The organism is Klebsiella sp. CN_Kp075 (assembly GCF_040065055.2).
GTDB lineage: Bacteria > Pseudomonadota > Gammaproteobacteria > Enterobacterales > Enterobacteriaceae > Klebsiella > Klebsiella aerogenes.
Genome location: NZ_CM198050.1, coordinates 2743446 through 2759115 on the forward strand (window position 1 = coordinate 2743446; position 15670 = coordinate 2759115).

Genomic DNA, 15670 nt, shown 5'->3' on the forward strand with positions numbered 1-15670 from the left:
ACGTTAATCGGCGATAATCAGCCGCGGCGAGAGCTCCTGGAGCGCCTCGCGGGTTTCCGTCGGCAAATGCGCGTCGGTGATAATGTCCGTGAGCGAGTCGAGGTGCGCGATATTGAACAGTGACCAGGCGCCGTATTTCGAACTGTCGGCCAGCAGGATCCGCCGCCTGGCGTTGGCAATCAGATCGCGTTTCAGCGCCGCCTTCTCTTCCGTCGGCGCGGTAATGCCCTTTTGCAAATCCCAACCGTTACAGCTGACGAACGCCAGATCCGGCCACACATTCTGCAGCAGGCGTCGCCCATGTTCGCCAATACACGACTGGCTGCTGTCATCAATGCGCCCGCCGATAATCGTCACTTCAATCTGTTTGAATTCGGCCAGAAACAGCGCGATATGCAGATCGCTGGTGATGACCCGCAGCGGCAGATGCGTAATCTGTCGCGCCAGTTCAATCATGGTGGTACCGGCGTCCAGCACAATGGCATCGCCGGCCTTGATAAGCGACGCCGCCGCTTTCGCGATGGCGTACTTCTCCTGCGGACTACGCTGCGCTTTTTCCAGCGTCGTCGGCTGTGTGGGAATAAATCGGTTGAGCGTCACGCCGCCGTGGGTACGGCTAATTACCCCTTCCTGATCGAGTTTAATCAGATCGCGACGAATGGTCGCCGGCGAGGCGTTGGTTACCGCAACCAGTTGGTCGACCGTTACCAGATTATGGCTTTTCAGGAAGTCCATAATCTGCTCTAACCGATTATATCCCTTCATGTTATTCCTGTGCGATTTGCATGGCGAGCTCAATGGAGGTTGCCATGCTCTCAGACTTCGCTTTACCTGTCCAGGCAATATCAAAAGCGGTGCCGTGGTCCGCGGAGGTGCGGATAAACGGCAGCCCGGCGGTGATATTCACCCCATCATAGAACCCGAGCAGCTTGAGCGGAATATGCCCCTGATCGTGATACATCGCCACCACCATATCGTACATGCCTTCATGGCACTGCATAAAAACGGTGTCCGGCGGGCACGGTCCGAAGACATGAACGCCCTGTGCCTTCATCGCCGCGACGGCCGGGGCGACGATACGAATTTCCTCATCGCCAAACAGACCGTTTTCACCGGCATGGGGATTCACCCCAGCGACCGCGATACGCGGCTGCTGGTAACCCACGCGGCGTAAAAAATCATCGGCGACGCGGATAACCGTCTCTACCCGTGACTGGCTTAGGGTATCGAGGAAACGTCGCAGCGCGATATGGGTGGTGACGTGGATCACCTTAAGCTTATCGGTGTACAGCACCATGGCATAATCTTTAGTCTGGGTCAGGTGGGCCAGCAGTTCGGTGTGTCCCGGGAAATGGTGCCCGGCCAAATGTAGCGCTTCCTTATTTAACGGCGCGGTGGCGATAGCTTTAACTTCGCCCACCAGCGCCAGCGCGGTGGCGCGCTTGATGCAGCGATACGCCAAATCCCCGGCCTGGGCCTGAACTTCACCGGGCCGCAGGGCCTGAGGGTCGCTTAACGGTTCATCAATCACGTTAATCGTCGCGGGTGAAAACTGCGCTTCTCTCGGGTGTTCAATAATCCGCAACTCCGCGCGCGGGGTAATGTTCAGCGCCAGGATTCGCCGCAGCGTCTGCGCGCAGCCCACCACCACCACCGGCGCGCCGCTCAGTTCGCCTTCGCTCAGCGATTTAATAATAATTTCCGGACCAATGCCCGCCGGGTCGCCCATCGTTACCGCAATCATGTTAGACACTCAGTTTCTCCTCAATAAAATTCACGACATCCCGCAGCGTGGTCTCCGTACCGAATCCCCCTGCTTTGGTCATCACCGGACGCGGCCAGCGACTTCCGAGAAAATGGCCGTACGGCACGCATTGCGCCACCCGGCCGGTTATATGAAACCCCTGCGCGCCGAGCGCCTGAGCGACGGCGATCGCGACATCGCCACCGGACAGATAGAGCGCCCCGGGCGCATGGAGCTCAACGGCAAGTTGAGTGACCTGCGCGAGATAAGCGCAGATCCGTTCTCCCAGCGCAGCGCGGCTCAAGCCGCGTTCACGGCACAGCGCCTCAATGCCGTGCCGGACAGCGCTGTCCGCGCAGGTGGTGACCACGCAATGATGATTTGCCGCCAGCGCCGCGGCGATTCGCCGGGCATCGGCCAGGGCGTCGCCGTTAAAGGCGCGGACGGCATCAATCCCGATCCGCGCGACTCGCGGATGGCCGGCCAAAGCGGCGACCTGAGCCTGCGCTATTTCGCTCATGGAACCGACCACCGCCAGCAACGGTCCGGTCGTGGCCCGGCGCAGGTAGCGCGCCAGCGCCTCGCAGATCCCCGCAGATCCCACCAGCAGCGTTTGCCGCGCGCGGCTGGCTACCGCGGCGATAACCTCATCCAGTTGCGCGTCTTCTTCAGCATCAATAATCAACACACGCGGTTGGTCGCTCTCTTCCGCGAGGGCGGCTGCCAGTTGCTGCACATCCAGCGAACGGCACGGCAGGCGGCTCTGCATGGCGAGCAATTGCCCAATATCGGCGCTACTGACCGGCGTTTTGGGATCGCTGGCGAATTCGGTTTTATCGAGCGCCACGCCGTGGACATAACATCGTCCGCCGCGGGTTATGCGCCCTGCCGCCGGAAAGGCCGGCGCGACAACTGCGACAGAACAGCTCCGCGCACGCATCATTGCCTCCAGTTCCGCGCCGGGATTGCCGCGCAGGGTGGAGTCGATTTTCTTCACCTGCCAGACGGCGGCGAAATTTTCCGCATCACGGAGTATCGCGTTTACTTTCTCTGCTGCCTGCGCCGCGGAAAGCGCCCGACTATCGCTATTGAGAACCAACGCCCGGGTGGTCGGCTGATGACCGGCGTTAAACGCCACCTCAACCGCTAAACCCGCTTCCGCCAGACTGACACCGGCATCATTGGCCCCGGTAAAGTCATCTGCCAGCACCAGAACAGGATTATCGCCGCAGCTCATTCTCTTTCCTTCATCGCTTATCCGAATCGTTAATGATTATATTCAATCATATTTGATTAAATGTGAGCAAGCTCAAGTTATTAAACCTCCGTATAAATTATAACTTTTGCTCATCGAAATGAGTTAACACTAAGTGGATTGATTGAATTTAATCATTACAAAAGAGGAGTAAGACGTGGCGACGATTAACAGCACGATTATCAGCGGCGCGGGCGCCATCTCAGCCCTGAAGCCAGTGCTGGCAGGTAAAAAAAGCATTTTGCTGGTCACCGATGCGAACGTCGGTAAGCTCGAAGCGACCAAACGGATCCAACATCTGCTGGGCGGGAATACCGTTGATGTGAGGATCGTGGATTCCGTCCCGGCAGAGCCCAGCCAACATGATGTGGCGCAGATTGTTGCCCAACTCGCGGGGGCGCAGCCGGAGATGGTCGTCGGTATCGGCGGCGGCAGCGTTCTCGACGTGGCTAAGCTGCTCTCGGTACTACTTCATCCCGCCTCCCCTGCGCTGAACGCGCTGATCGACGGCGAGAAACCGCGCCTGCGTCTGGCATCGCTGTTGATACCCGCCACCGCCGGCACCGGCTCGGAAGCGACGCCAAACGCCATCCTGGCTATTCCCGAACGTAATACCAAAGTGGGGATTATCTCCCCGGTACTGCTGCCGGATTTCGTGGCCCTGTTGCCGGAACTGACCACCAGCATGCCTGCGGCCATTGCCGCCTCCACCGGCATCGATGCGCTGTGTCATCTTCTGGAGTGCTTTACTTCAACCGTCGCGAACCCGGTAAGCGATAACGCCGCCTTAATCGGCCTGTATAAGCTGGTACGGAATATTGAGCGTTCCGTGACCGACCCGCAGGATCTCACGGCGAAACTGGAGATGCTGTGGGCCTCGTACTATGGCGGCGTGGCTATCAATCATGCCGGCACGCATCTGGTGCACGCGCTCTCCTACCCGCTTGGCGGCACCTGGCATCTGCCGCACGGCGTCGCGAACGCCATTCTGCTGGCCCCCTGTATGCAGGTCGTGCGCCCGTACGCGGTGGATAAATTCGCTCAGGTCTGGGATCTGATCCCGGACGCCGATCTGACCTTGAATAACGAACAGAAATCTCATGCGCTGGTCCGCTGGCTGGCACAGCTGGTGAAACGGCTGGCGCTGCCGGACAACCTCGCCGCGCTGGGCGTACCACCAGAGAGCATTGAAACGCTAAGCGCCGCGGCGCTGGAAGTAAAACGATTAATGAACAATGCCCCATGCAGCGTAAGCCAGGCTCAAGTCCAGGCGATTTACCAGACGCTGTTTCCACAGTCATATCATCAGGGAGAAGAGAGATAAATGCATCATTCCATTCGCGGCGTGTTAACCGCCATTGTTACCCCCTTTACCGCTAGTGGTGAACTGAACCTGACGGCGCTACGCCAGCAGGTAGAGCGACAGCTGGCCGCCGGTAACGGCATTTTTTGCGGCGGAACCAACGGAGAGTTTTTCGTCCTTAATGAGGCGGAAAAAATTGCGGTTGCCGAAACCTGCGTCGAGGTGGTTGCCGGACGCGCGCCGGTGGTGGCCCATATTGGCGAAGTGTCGACGCGGGAAACCATTCGTCTTGGCCAGCAGATAGCAAGATCAGGCGTCGACGCGGTGTCCGTCATCACCCCGTGGTTCGTGCCGCTTAAACAAGATGAGCTGGTAAGCCACTACATGGCGATCGCCGATGCGCTCAGCGTACCGGTATTTCTCTATAACATCCCGGCGCGTACCGGGAACACCATTGAACCGCAAACCGCTCGTCGGCTGGCTGCGCATGGCAACATTATTGGCATAAAAGATAGCGCAGGTAGCTATGACAGCCTGAAGGGCTTTCTTGATGCGGTGCGCGACATCGATGGTTTTAATGTCCTGAACGGGCCGGATTCGCTGATTCATCAGGGTTTCGTGGATGGTTGTTCAGCGTGCATTTCCGGGCTGGCTAACGTGGCGCCACGGGAGATTAACGCGATTTGGTCAACCTTCCAGGCTGGCGATATTACGGCCTCAAGGCTGGCGCAGGAAAACGTCACCGGCCTGCGTACCGATCTCTATAAAGTCGCCTTTTCCCCTGCCGCGGTGAAAAAAGCCTTGCAGCTGATGGGCCATGAAGTCGGCGATAGCCGCTACGCTGTGCAGTTTAGCGCATCTCAACTGCAGCAAATACGCGGGATCATCGCGCAGTATCTTAATTAAGCGCTGCGCTTCTTCAACAAAATAGACCGGGTACCTGTGTACCCAGGATTCGTACGCCCAAAGAGAGGCTAAGATGAATCATTTTACCACTGAAGATACCTTTATTATTGTCGGCATTGTCATCGCCTATATCTTATTTACCACCTGGCTGACGTTCCGTATCAGAAGTAAAAATTCCGGGGATTTTATGGAGGGCTCGCGCGCGATGCCGGCCTTTATCGTCGGTATCCTGCTGATGTCAGAATATATCGGTGCCAAGTCGACTATCGGTACCGCACAGGCCGCATTCGAGAGCGGGATTGCCGCTTCCTGGTCGGTGCTGGGTGCCGCCATTGGCTTTCCGTTGTTTGGCCTGATACTGGTTAAGCGGATTTATAATACCGGCAAAATTACTATTTCCGGGGCGATTGCCGAGCGATACGGCACCAGCACCAAGAATATTATTTCCATCATTATGATTTACGCCCTGTTGCTGGTGAACGTCGGTAACTACGTCAGCGGCGCGGCGGCAATTTCCACGGTATTAAAGATCAATTTACCCCTCGCGGCGTTTATTACCGCCATTGTTAGTACTTTCTATTTTGCCTTCGGCGGTATGAAAGGCGTAGCCTGGGTCACCATGCTGCACAGCGCATTAAAATATGCCGGTCTACTCATTATTATGGGCTTCGCGCTGGCAAAAACCGGCGGTTTCACGCCGATGATTGAGAAGATGCCGGATTACTACTGGACCTGGGATGGTAATTTTGGCGCCGGCACCATCTGCGCCTGGCTTATCGGCACCATCGGCTCCATCTTCTGTACCCAGTTTGTCATTCAGGCGATCAGTTCGACCAAAAACGTAAAATCGGCGAAACGCTCTACCTGGATTGCCTTTTTCTTCTGCCTGCCTATCGCCTTCGCGATCGCCATTATCGGCGTGGCGGCGAAGTTTCTGCACCCGGAAATCAACAGCCTGTACGCTCTACCGGTGTTCCTGCAGGATATGAACCCGTGGCTTGCCGGATTAGTGACAACGTCACTTGTGGCTTCTATTTTCGTTAGCGTCAGCACCGTTGCCCTGGCGATTGCCTCTCTGGTGGTAAAAGATTTTTACGTGCCGTGGCGCAACCCAACGCCGGAGCAGGAGTTTAAGGCCACCCGCTGGGCCTCGCTGATCATCGGTTTTCTGCCGCTTATTTTTGTGCTGCTGGTACCGGAAGTGCTGAAGCTCTCCTTCTTTACCCGCGCCATCAGACTCTCTATCACCGTGGTCGCGGTCATCGCCTTCTATGCGCCGTTCTTTAAGAGCGCCCGCGGCGCGAACGCTGGCCTCATCGGCGCCTGCGTGGTGACTTCGGCGTGGTATTTGCTCGGCGATCCGTTCGGCATCAATAACATGTACATCGCGCTGATCACCCCGGCCCTGATTATGGCGATCGACCGCCTAATCCCCAATAAAGCGCAACAATCATCCCCGGCCCCCATTGAACAACGTGGAGTGTAAAAATGACCACCACCCCAACTTTTGACGGCGTGATTCGCCAACACCAGCAGGATCCTAAGCTCGCCTCGGCAATGCTGCCCTCCGGCTGCCCGCAAAACCATGCCGCCAATCTTCTGCCGCTGCCCGATGGCACGCTGATGTGCGTGTGGTTCGGCGGTTCGCAGGAAGGGAAAGCGGATATTTCAGTCTGGGGATCGCGTTTAGCGCCGGGCGCCACAACGTGGAGCGAAGCGATAAAGTTATCCGACGACCCGGAACGTTCAGAACAAAATCCGGTGCTGTTCCAGGCTCCTGATGGCGTGCTGTGGCTGTTATGGACCGCGCAGCACGCCGGCAATCAGGACACCGCTATTGTGCGTTATCGCCAGTCGCACGATGGAGGAAAGCACTGGGGAGCGATTGCCACCCTACTCGATGAACCCGGCACCTTTATCCGGCAACCCATAACCGTAATGCCCAACGGCAACTGGTTGCTGCCGGTTTTCTATTGTCGTACCCGTCCAGGGGAAAAATGGGTCGGTAACGACGATATCAGCGCGGTAAAAATCTCAGCCGATGGCGGCAAAAGCTGGCGCGACGTGGCGGTACCGCAAAGCCTCGGCTGCGTGCATATGAATATCATCCCGCTGGCCGATGGCTCGCTGGCCGCCTTCTTCCGCAGCCGCTGGGCCGATCATATCTGGTACAGCCAGTCGACAGATTTTGGCGAAAGCTGGTCAGCGCCGATCCCCACCACGCTGCCAAACAATAACTCGTCCATTCAGGCGACCACGTTGAGCAACGGCGATCTGGCGCTGGTCTTCAATAACATGAGCGCAGCAGGCGCCAGCGAGCGTCGGGCATCGCTATACGATGAGATAGAAGACGACGACGGCCGGAAAGAGCCTGAATGCACCGGGAAAACCGCCTTCTGGGGCGCGCCGCGCGCGCCAATGACCGTGGCTATCTCCACCGATGGCGGCAAAAGCTGGCCGTGGATGCGCAACCTTGATGAGGGCGACGGCTACTGTATGACCAACAATTCAGAGCAAAAACTAAACCGTGAATTCTCCTATCCAAGTATTAAACAGGGTGAAGACGGTAATTTACACATTGCCTATACCTGGTACCGGCAGGCCATTAAGTATGTCCGCGTCTCGCCGCAATGGGTTAAAGGAGAAGGCGTATGATCATCGGTAATCTGAATGCCCTGCCTCAGGCGGGGTTGCCGCTGGCGTTGCGGCAGATACTCAGCCGCACTGAATGTTCTCTTGCCGCCCTGACAGCCCGCGAAGATGGCCGCTTCCAACCTGCAGATGGCGGATGGTACTGCACCATCGGCATCGCGCAAACCCAGGCGGCAGAACAGCGACATACCGAATATCACCACCAATGGGCCGATATTCAGGTCATTTTAGCCGGCGAGGAGACGCTGCATGCCGGTATGGTGTACACAGGCCAACCTGATGATGAAGAACGCAAGCCGGATCTCTTTATCAGCAAGCAGACGCCGCAAAGCGTCACGCTGCATCTGTGCGCCGGGGACTTCGCGGTCTTTCTCCCCGGCGAACCGCACCAGGCACTGTGCGCCGTTACGTCACCCGCCCCGGTGAGGAAAGCGGTGTTTAAAGTACCGCGCAGCATGCTGGAGGCGCCATGAAGCAGGCACTGGTGACGGGCGCGAGCTCGGGGATCGGCGCCGCGATTGTCGGTCAACTGCTGGCGGAGGACTGGCAGGTGCTCGGTCTGAGCCGCTCCGCGCCGCCGTTCATCCATGAAGGCTTCACCCATCTGGCGGTCGATGTGAGCGACCGCCGCGCGCTGGTTGATGCTCTGTCGTCGATGGCGCCGCCGCAGGCGATTATCCATGCCGCCGGTTTGATGGCGGCGGCACCGTTAGGAGAACTTGACGCACAGCGTGGCGAGACGTTATGGCGTCTGCATGTAGATGCGGCGCAGACCCTAGCCAACCGCTTTGCGCCCGTCATGGACCGTGGCGGTCGGATTATCCTTTTGGGTAGCCGGACCTCGCGCGGAGCGGCAGGCCGTTCTCAGTATACGGCAACCAAAGCGGCGCTGGTGGCACTGGCAAGAAGCTGGGCGGCGGAACTTGCCGCTGCGGGCATTACCGTTAACGTTATCGCCCCCGGCGCCACCGATACCCCAATGCTGCGCCAGCCAGGGCGCGAGAGTTCGCCGCCGAAGGCGCCGCCGCTCGGTAGATTGATTAAGCCACAGGAGGTGGCGTCGCTGGTGAGCTGGCTACTTAGCGAAGGAGCCGCGGCCATGACCGGACAAGAGCTGGTGATGTGTGGCGGCGCCTCGCTTGGTTAGGAGTACCCGGCTAAACGTCGCGCCAGCCGGGGGAAACTATCATTAACCTTCGCGCAAATAGACCGTGCCGCGCAGATAGGTGGTCGCCTGGCCGCTAATCAGTACGCGGTCATCGCGCCATTGGCAGCGCAGCTCGCCGCTGCGCGCCGACACCTGGCGCGCCAGCAGGTCGGTTTTATTGAGCTTCGCTCCCCAGTAGGGGATCAGCATACTGTGGGTTGACCCGGTTACCGGATCTTCCGGTACCGATTCACCGGGGCAGAAAAAGCGGCTGACAAAATCGTACTCTTCGTCGGCCGCGCTAATGCAAATCATCTTATCCAGCGTCTCCAGCAGCGCCATATTCGGGCGCACCGCTTCAACCTGCGCTCGGTCGCGCAGAACCACCAGATAATCACGCCCTTCCCGCACCTCCAGCGCGTCATCGATGCCCAATCCGGCGAACAGCGCCGGCGGTACGTCATGCACCGGCGTGGTTTGCCAGGCGGGGAAATCCAGCGTCAGCCAGTCGCCGCTGCGCGTTACCCGTAGTTCACCGACAAAACGGGTGCTAAATACGATAGTTGCCGAGGGGTGGTCGAGATATTCAAAAATCACGTGCGATGCCGCGAGCGTGGCGTGGCCGCAGAGGTTAATCTCATCAAGCGTCGTGAACCAGCGCAGCTCATAGCCAGCGTCGGTGCGGACAAAAAACGCCGTTTCGGATTGATTATGCTGCTGCGCCATTTTTAAGAGCGTTTCATCAGGCAGCCATTCGCTGAGCGGGCATACTGCCGCCGCGTTGCCGCCAAAATTGCGATCGCTGAAGGCATCGACCAGGTAAAAACTGATTTCTTTCATCGTGCTCCCCTTTTTTATCGGCTATCAACATGACACATAAACCATTCCCGCACACTATTAGCCGAAAAATTAAGTTGTTAGCTGCCACAGACGTCAGCAAAAAATGAGATACAGATCACAAAGTGATTGTATTTTCAGCAGCATTCGTTTTAAGATCGCCTCCTCTTCTTCTCATTACTACCAGCCCGGAATTTATGCTTACAAATACGGTCTCACGCAAAGTCGCGTGGCTGCGGGTCGTCACGCTGGCAATAGCCGCCTTTATCTTTAATACCACTGAATTTGCTCCGGTCGGCCTGCTGTCTGATATTGCCGACAGCTTCGGTATGGAAACAGCCCAGGTCGGGATCATGTTGACCATTTATGCCTGGGTAGTGGCATTGATGTCGCTGCCGTTCATGCTGCTGACCAGCAAGATGGAGCGCCGTCGCCTGCTCATTGGCCTGTTCGTGTTATTTATCGCCAGCCACGTATTGTCATTTTTCGCGTGGAACTTCACGGTGCTGGTGGTGAGCCGCATTGGCATCGCCTTCGCCCACGCGGTGTTCTGGTCGATCACCTCCGCGCTGGCTATCCGTATGGCCCCTCCCGGCAAGCGCGCCCAGGCGCTTAGCCTTATCGCCACCGGTACCGCGCTGGCCATGGTGTTCGGCATTCCTATTGGCCGTATCGTCGGACAATATTTTGGCTGGCGCACAACCTTCCTGGCCATTGGTCTTGGCGCTTTAGCGACGCTGGTGTGCCTGGCAAAACTATTGCCGGCGCTGCCAAGCGAACATTCCGGTTCGCTCAAGAGCCTGCCGGTGCTGTTCCGCCGTCCGGCGCTGCTCGGTATTTATCTGCTGACAGTTATCGTGGTGACCGCCCACTACACGGCATACAGCTATATTGAACCCTTCGTGCAGAACGTCGCAGGGTTGAGCGCTAATTTCGCCACTCTGCTGCTGTTGGTGCTCGGCGGCGCGGGTATTATTGGTAGTATTGTATTCGGCAAGCTGGGAAACCAACATGCTTCCGGGTTGATTACCACCGCTATCGGCCTGCTGCTGGTATGCCTGCTGTTGCTGCTACCTGCCTCAAGGAACGCCAACCAGCTCATGCTGCTCAGCGTGTTCTGGGGGATCGCGATTATGGTCATCGGCCTCGGCATGCAGGTGAAAGTGCTGGCGCTGGCTTCGGATGCTACCGATGTGGCGATGTCGCTGTTTTCGGGAATTTTCAATATTGGTATTGGCGCCGGCGCGCTGGTCGGCAGCCAGGTGAGTACGCAACTGTCGATGTCGGCGATAGGCTACGTTGGCGCTGTACCGGCGCTGGTAGCGCTGGTGTGGTCGGTGATGATTTTCCGCCGCTGGCCATCGCCGGGCGATGAGCAGCAGCCGCACCACTCCCATTAGCCTTCAGCGAAGCCCGGCCGCTTACTGCCGGGCACGTGTATCGTATTGCTGCCCTCAGGCGTGGTAGTTGGTGATAATTTCCAGCACGCCGTTAATAATGAACTGCACGCCCATGCAGACCAGCAGGAAACCCATCAGGCGCGAAATCGCCTCGATACCGCCTTTCCCCACCAGCCGCATGATCGCCCCTGAGCTACGCAGGCAGCCCCACAGAATGATCCCCACCAGCGCAAAAATAATCGGCGGCGCGGCCAGCACGACCCATTCCGGGAAATCGACGCCGTGTTTTACCGTCGAGGCGGAGCTGATAATCATCGCGATGGTGCCCGGCCCGGCGGTGCTGGGCATCGCCAACGGCACGAAGGCGATATTCGCCGTGGGTTCATCCTGCAGTTCTTCCGATTTGATCTTCGCTTCCATCGAATCGTGAGCTTTCTGCTGCGGAAACAGCATCCGAAAACCGATAAAAGCCACGATCAGACCGCCGGCGATACGCAGACCGGGAATGGAAATACCAAAGGTATTCATCACCACCTGACCGGCGTACCACGCCACCATCAGGATCGCAAAGACATACACCGATGCCATCAGCGACTGTCGATTACGCTCAGCGTTGTTCATATTGCCCGCCAGACCAAGGAACAATGCCACGGTGGTGAGCGGGTTCGCCAACGGTAAAATCACCGCCAGACCGATCCCTATTGCTTTAAACAGTTCCAGCATAGTGAGTCAACATCCCGTTAAGTATTATTTTTTCAGTACAGTTTCACCCCGTGAGTATATCGACAGCAGCGACTCAGATGCCACATCCACGAAAAAAATCACGCCGATAAAAAATAACAAGCGTTAGTAAAATGAGAAAAAGTGACAGCCGTCAAATTATCAATCTTTAGCAAATCGTGGCATCGGCGAATTCATAATGTTGACTTATGATTGCCGCGGCAATAATATCCATCGCAACTAAATAATTGCCTGGGCAACTATCATGGAAAACACTAACAATCTGTTCAACGAGATGATCCCTCTTGGCCGATTGATCCAGATGGTTAACCAGAAAAAAGATCGACTGCTCAACGACTATCTTTCACCCATGGATATCACCGCCACCCAGTTCCGGGTGCTCTGTTCCATTCGCTGTGAAGTATGTACAACACCCGTTGAGCTGAAGACCGTCCTGTCGGTCGATCCAGGCGCAATGACGCGCATGCTCGACAGGCTAGTCTGCAAAGGCTGGATAGAACGGTTGCCCAACCCAAATGACAAGCGCGGCGTTCTGGTGCAACTGACACCAGAAGGCGCAGCCCTTTGTGAGCACTGTCATCAGGTTGTGGGTCAAAAATTGCACCAGGAACTAACAAAAAATCTAACGGCAGACGAAGTGGTCATGCTTGAGCAACTGCTCAAGAAAGTCCTGCCGTAATAAGAAGAGGTAAGATGATGTCCAGACGCAATAACGACGCCATCACTATCCATAGTATTTTGTCGTGGATCGAAGAGAACCTGGAATCTCCATTATCGCTGGAGAAAGTTTCGGAGCGCTCAGGTTACTCCAAATGGCACCTGCAAAGAATGTTTAAGAAAGAGACCGGCCACTCGCTGGGCCAGTACATCCGCAGCCGCAAGCTGACGGAAATCGCGCAAAAACTCAAGCAGAGCAATGAGCCGATTTTGTATCTGGCCGAGCGCTACGGTTTTGAATCGCAGCAGACGCTGACGCGGACGTTTAAAAACTATTTCGATGTGCCGCCGCATAAATATCGCATCACCAACGTTCCGGGTGAATCCCGCTACCTGATGCCGCTAAATAATTATTGTTGTTAATCGCCTGCATAAAGACGTATTGAGGAAATCATGAAATTATTCGCTACCGCCGCCATCATGCTAATGGCGCTGGCTGCAAGCCAGAGTTATGCGGAGCAAACCACCACTCCGGTTCGCCACAATAACCGGGACGCGATGATTATCCCTTCCGAACATAACGACTCGCCGTTTGATTTTAATCACATGGCTGCCGGCAATGATAAATCGGATGAGCTGGGCGTACCGTATTACAACTAACGCCCGCCCATTCTGCAATGACTCAAGCCCCGCTGAAGCGGGGCTTTTTTATCCCGGCTTCGTCGGGACGGTCATTACCGCGCTGCGCCGCGGCGCGCAAGCCGCAGACCGAACACGTTAATATAGAGCCCGCCCATAATCAGCGCCGCCCCCAACAGCTGTAGGCCATTGAGCCGTTCGCCAAGCAGCAGAGCCGCGCTCGCCATCCCGACTACCGGCACCAACAGCGACAGCGGCGCCACCCGCCAGGTTTCATAACGCCCAAGCAGCGCCCCCCAGATACCGTAACCAACGATGGTGGCGACAAACGCCAGATACATCAGCGATAGCACGGTCGTGGCGTCGATATTAACCAGGCTTGCCGCCATCGCCTGTGGGCCATCAATAATGCCAGACGCCAGCATGAACGGTAACACCGGAATCAACGCGCTCCACACCACCAGCGACATAATCGGCGGCTTGTGTTGCTGAGACATAATCTTCTTATTGAAAATGTTGCCGCAGGCCCAGCTGAACGCCGCCGCCAGAGTCAGCATAAAGCCGACCAGCGGCACGTGCTGGCCGCCGAGGCTGGCCTCAACCAGTACCAATACGCCAAAAATCGCCAGCGCGATACCGGCGACCTGCTTTCCCTGTAACCGCTCGCCAAAGACAAAAGCGCCCAGCACGATAGTGAAAAAGGCCTGAGCCTGCAGTACCAGAGATGCCAAACCGGCTGGCATACCGAGGTTAATCGCGCAGAATAAAAAGGCGAACTGGCCGAAACTGATGGTCAGGCCGTAGCCCAGCAGCAGGCGCAGCGGTATTTTGGGCCGCGCAACGAACAGTAGCGCCGGAAACGCCACCAGTAAAAAACGTAACCCCGCCAGCATCAGCGGCGGCATATTGTGCAACCCGAGCTTAATCACCACAAAATTGAGCCCCCACACCACCACTACCAGCATTGCCAGCAGTCCATCTCTGCGCGTCATACGATGCCTCTGTCATTCTGGTCAACGATGACCAAGGTCAAAGTAACCAAATTCCCGCCGCTCGAACAGATCATTATTTTTAGCAGGTGCTGAAGGCACTTTCCGACATAGAGCCCGCTATACAAGGCTCAGTTAGCATGCTATTTGTGATCGGGCACAACAAAAATAAAACACAACATCGGGCAAGGAAAAAATGACAACCACCATCAGGCGCTCAACGGTAGCGCTACTGGCGTCGTCGTTGCTGTTAACCATCGGCCGCGGCGCAACGCTTCCTTTTATGACGATTTATCTCACCCGCCGTTTTCAGCTGGAAGTCGACGTCATCGGCTATGCGCTCTCCGTCGCGCTGGTCGTCGGCGTTATCTTCAGCATGGGCTTCGGTATTCTTGCCGATAAGTTCGACAAAAAACGCTATATGCTGATCGCCATCGTGGCGTTTATCGCTGGCTTTATCGCCATCCCCGCGGTCAATAGCGTGGCGCTGGTGGTCTTCTTTTTCTCATTGATCAACTGCGCTTATTCGGTTTTTTCTACCGTGCTGAAAGCCTGGTTTGCCGATGTGCTGACGCCGGAGAAAAAGGCGCGCATCTTTTCGCTCAACTATACCTTCCTCAATATCGGCTGGACCGTTGGGCCGCCAATTGGCACCCTGCTGGTGATGCAGAGCATTAACCTGCCTTTCTGGCTGGCCGCGCTGTGTGCCGCCTTCCCGCTGGTGTTTATCCAGATCTTCGTCGAACGTACCTCTGCCGTTAGCGTGGAAGGTACCGCGCCGCAGTGGACGCCGTCGGTGCTTTTGCGCGATCGTGCCTTGCTGTGGTTTACTTTTTCCGGCTTACTGGCATCGTTTGTCGGCGGCTCATTTGCCTCCTGTATTTCGCAGTATGTACTCGCCGCAGGCACCAGCGACTTCGCGGAAAAAGTGGTCGCGGTAGTGCTGCCGGTCAACGCCGCGGTGGTGGTCGCGTTGCAATACGCCGTCGGGCGACGGCTTTCGGCGCGAAACATCCGCCCGCTGATGACCTTCGGCACCCTGTGCTATGTGTTGGGTCTCGGCGGTTTTATCCTCTCCGGTAATAATCTGGTGATGTGGGGCATTTCCGCCGCTATCTTTACCCTTGGCGAAGTTATTTATGCGCCGGGCGAATATATGTTGATCGATCAGATTGCCCCACCCGGTATGAAAGCCAGCTATTTTTCCGCCCAGTCGTTAGGCTGGTTAGGCGCGGCGTTCAACCCGATGCTGACCGGGATAATCCTCACCCATCTGCCGCACTGGTCGCTATTCTTCATCTTAATGCTGGCGATCGTCGCCGCCTGGCTGATGATTTTCCGCGGCATGAATGTGCGTCCCTGGCAAACCGTACAGGCGTAAACCCAGGCGTCATGCGGCT

At 56.7% G+C, this 15670-nt stretch carries 17 protein-coding genes; 11 read left to right on the plus strand and 6 right to left on the minus strand.

Translation table 11 applies throughout. From position 1 onward, the window contains the following. Positions 1 to 3: 3 nt before the first annotated feature. Genes ABLV78_RS13130 through dtnK form a run of 3 tightly spaced genes read right to left on the minus strand, consistent with a single transcriptional unit; the run spans position 4 to position 2981 of the window. Positions 4 to 765, minus strand: coding sequence for a DeoR/GlpR family DNA-binding transcription regulator (locus ABLV78_RS13130; RefSeq protein WP_047048141.1), 762 nt, complete (start codon positions 763 to 765; stop codon positions 4 to 6). 1 nt (position 766) lies between these two features. Next, positions 767 to 1753 carry a D-threonate 4-phosphate dehydrogenase gene (locus ABLV78_RS13135; RefSeq protein WP_047048139.1) on the minus strand — a complete coding sequence of 329 codons (987 nt, stop codon included), beginning with the start codon at positions 1751 to 1753 and terminating at the stop codon, positions 767 to 769. Further along, on the minus strand, positions 1746 to 2981 hold the full coding sequence (gene dtnK / locus ABLV78_RS13140; RefSeq protein WP_047048136.1) for a D-threonate kinase: 1236 nt from the start codon (positions 2979 to 2981) through the stop codon (positions 1746 to 1748). The genes ABLV78_RS13135 and dtnK overlap by 8 nt, the downstream gene beginning before the upstream one ends. A gap of 175 nt (positions 2982 to 3156) precedes the next feature. On the opposite strand from dtnK, the gene ABLV78_RS13145 reads away from it, so the two are divergent. The 6 genes from ABLV78_RS13145 to ABLV78_RS13170 all read left to right on the plus strand — a co-directional run bounded on the left by ABLV78_RS13145 (position 3157) and on the right by ABLV78_RS13170 (position 9007). After that, positions 3157 to 4323: an iron-containing alcohol dehydrogenase gene (locus tag ABLV78_RS13145; protein WP_047048131.1), complete on the plus strand. Its 1167-nt coding sequence runs from the start codon at positions 3157 to 3159 to the stop codon at positions 4321 to 4323. Next, positions 4324 to 5208 (plus strand): dihydrodipicolinate synthase family protein, encoded by an 885-nt coding sequence (locus ABLV78_RS13150; RefSeq protein WP_047048128.1) that lies wholly within the window; start codon positions 4324 to 4326, stop codon positions 5206 to 5208. It begins immediately after the preceding gene. Between the two features lie 73 nt (positions 5209 to 5281). Continuing rightward, complete coding sequence (locus ABLV78_RS13155) at positions 5282 to 6694, plus strand: sodium:solute symporter family protein (protein ID WP_047048126.1); 1413 nt, start codon at positions 5282 to 5284, stop codon at positions 6692 to 6694. Positions 6695 to 6696: 2 nt separating this feature from the next. Continuing rightward, complete coding sequence (locus tag ABLV78_RS13160) at positions 6697 to 7863, plus strand: sialidase family protein (RefSeq protein WP_047048123.1); 1167 nt, start codon at positions 6697 to 6699, stop codon at positions 7861 to 7863. Next, positions 7860 to 8333, plus strand: a complete 474-nt coding sequence (locus ABLV78_RS13165) for a NanQ anomerase/TabA/YiaL family protein (RefSeq protein ID WP_047048120.1) — start codon at positions 7860 to 7862, stop codon at positions 8331 to 8333. The genes ABLV78_RS13160 and ABLV78_RS13165 overlap by 4 nt, the downstream gene beginning before the upstream one ends. Then, on the plus strand, positions 8330 to 9007 hold the full coding sequence (locus ABLV78_RS13170) for an SDR family NAD(P)-dependent oxidoreductase (protein ID WP_047048117.1): 678 nt from the start codon (positions 8330 to 8332) through the stop codon (positions 9005 to 9007). The genes ABLV78_RS13165 and ABLV78_RS13170 overlap by 4 nt, the downstream gene beginning before the upstream one ends. A 42-nt stretch (positions 9008 to 9049) precedes the next feature. Here the strand turns inward: ABLV78_RS13170 and ABLV78_RS13175 are convergent, their stop codons facing one another. Continuing rightward, positions 9050 to 9847, minus strand: a complete 798-nt coding sequence (locus tag ABLV78_RS13175) for a PhzF family protein (protein WP_047048115.1) — start codon at positions 9845 to 9847, stop codon at positions 9050 to 9052. 194 nt (positions 9848 to 10041) lie between these two features. On the opposite strand from ABLV78_RS13175, the gene ABLV78_RS13180 reads away from it, so the two are divergent. Then, a complete protein-coding gene (locus ABLV78_RS13180) occupies positions 10042 to 11244 on the plus strand; it encodes a sugar transporter (RefSeq protein WP_047048113.1) in 1203 nt (400 codons plus the stop codon). Positions 11245 to 11298: 54 nt separating this feature from the next. Here ABLV78_RS13180 and ABLV78_RS13185 read toward each other — a convergent pair whose 3' ends face one another. After that, positions 11299 to 11967: a MarC family NAAT transporter gene (locus ABLV78_RS13185; RefSeq protein WP_047048110.1), complete on the minus strand. Its 669-nt coding sequence runs from the start codon at positions 11965 to 11967 to the stop codon at positions 11299 to 11301. A 262-nt stretch (positions 11968 to 12229) separates the two neighbouring features. Here ABLV78_RS13185 and marR point away from each other — a divergent pair, with 262 nt between their 5' ends. Genes marR through marB form a run of 3 tightly spaced genes read left to right on the plus strand, consistent with a single transcriptional unit; the run spans position 12230 to position 13302 of the window. Further along, positions 12230 to 12664: a multiple antibiotic resistance transcriptional regulator MarR gene (gene marR / locus ABLV78_RS13190; protein WP_045394564.1), complete on the plus strand. Its 435-nt coding sequence runs from the start codon at positions 12230 to 12232 to the stop codon at positions 12662 to 12664. Between the two features lie 17 nt (positions 12665 to 12681). Next, positions 12682 to 13065 (plus strand): MDR efflux pump AcrAB transcriptional activator MarA, encoded by a 384-nt coding sequence (gene marA / locus ABLV78_RS13195; RefSeq protein WP_015366733.1) that lies wholly within the window; start codon positions 12682 to 12684, stop codon positions 13063 to 13065. 30 nt (positions 13066 to 13095) lie between these two features. After that, positions 13096 to 13302, plus strand: a complete 207-nt coding sequence (gene marB, locus ABLV78_RS13200) for a multiple antibiotic resistance protein MarB (RefSeq protein ID WP_047048107.1) — start codon at positions 13096 to 13098, stop codon at positions 13300 to 13302. 74 nt (positions 13303 to 13376) lie between these two features. Here the strand turns inward: marB and eamA are convergent, their stop codons facing one another. Continuing rightward, a complete protein-coding gene (gene eamA, locus ABLV78_RS13205) occupies positions 13377 to 14273 on the minus strand; it encodes an O-acetylserine/cysteine exporter (protein WP_045394567.1) in 897 nt (298 codons plus the stop codon). A gap of 193 nt (positions 14274 to 14466) precedes the next feature. Between eamA and ydeE the strand changes: the two genes are divergently transcribed. Beyond that, entirely contained in the window at positions 14467 to 15651 is a 1185-nt protein-coding gene (gene ydeE, locus ABLV78_RS13210; RefSeq protein ID WP_047048104.1) for an efflux MFS transporter YdeE, read from the plus strand. Positions 15652 to 15670: the final 19 nt, after the last annotated feature.

Bases quoted from the DNA above. Each gene is read 5' to 3' on its own strand.
- marA (WP_015366733.1), top strand. From the start codon at position 12,682: ATGTCCAGACGCAATAACGACGCCATCACTATCCATAGTATTTTGTCG.
- eamA (WP_045394567.1), bottom strand. From the start codon at position 14,273: ATGACGCGCAGAGATGGACTGCTGGCAATGCTGGTAGTGGTGGTGTGG.
- ABLV78_RS13185 (WP_047048110.1), bottom strand. From the start codon at position 11,967: ATGCTGGAACTGTTTAAAGCAATAGGGATCGGTCTGGCGGTGATTTTA.
- ABLV78_RS13175 (WP_047048115.1), bottom strand. From the start codon at position 9,847: ATGAAAGAAATCAGTTTTTACCTGGTCGATGCCTTCAGCGATCGCAAT.
- ABLV78_RS13160 (WP_047048123.1), top strand. From the start codon at position 6,697: ATGACCACCACCCCAACTTTTGACGGCGTGATTCGCCAACACCAGCAG.
- ABLV78_RS13130 (WP_047048141.1), bottom strand. From the start codon at position 765: ATGAAGGGATATAATCGGTTAGAGCAGATTATGGACTTCCTGAAAAGC.
- marR (WP_045394564.1), top strand. From the start codon at position 12,230: ATGGAAAACACTAACAATCTGTTCAACGAGATGATCCCTCTTGGCCGA.
- ABLV78_RS13180 (WP_047048113.1), top strand. From the start codon at position 10,042: ATGCTTACAAATACGGTCTCACGCAAAGTCGCGTGGCTGCGGGTCGTC.
- ABLV78_RS13155 (WP_047048126.1), top strand. From the start codon at position 5,282: ATGAATCATTTTACCACTGAAGATACCTTTATTATTGTCGGCATTGTC.
- ABLV78_RS13150 (WP_047048128.1), top strand. From the start codon at position 4,324: ATGCATCATTCCATTCGCGGCGTGTTAACCGCCATTGTTACCCCCTTT.
- marB (WP_047048107.1), top strand. From the start codon at position 13,096: ATGAAATTATTCGCTACCGCCGCCATCATGCTAATGGCGCTGGCTGCA.
- ydeE (WP_047048104.1), top strand. From the start codon at position 14,467: ATGACAACCACCATCAGGCGCTCAACGGTAGCGCTACTGGCGTCGTCG.
- ABLV78_RS13165 (WP_047048120.1), top strand. From the start codon at position 7,860: ATGATCATCGGTAATCTGAATGCCCTGCCTCAGGCGGGGTTGCCGCTG.
- ABLV78_RS13170 (WP_047048117.1), top strand. From the start codon at position 8,330: ATGAAGCAGGCACTGGTGACGGGCGCGAGCTCGGGGATCGGCGCCGCG.
- dtnK (WP_047048136.1), bottom strand. From the start codon at position 2,981: ATGAGCTGCGGCGATAATCCTGTTCTGGTGCTGGCAGATGACTTTACC.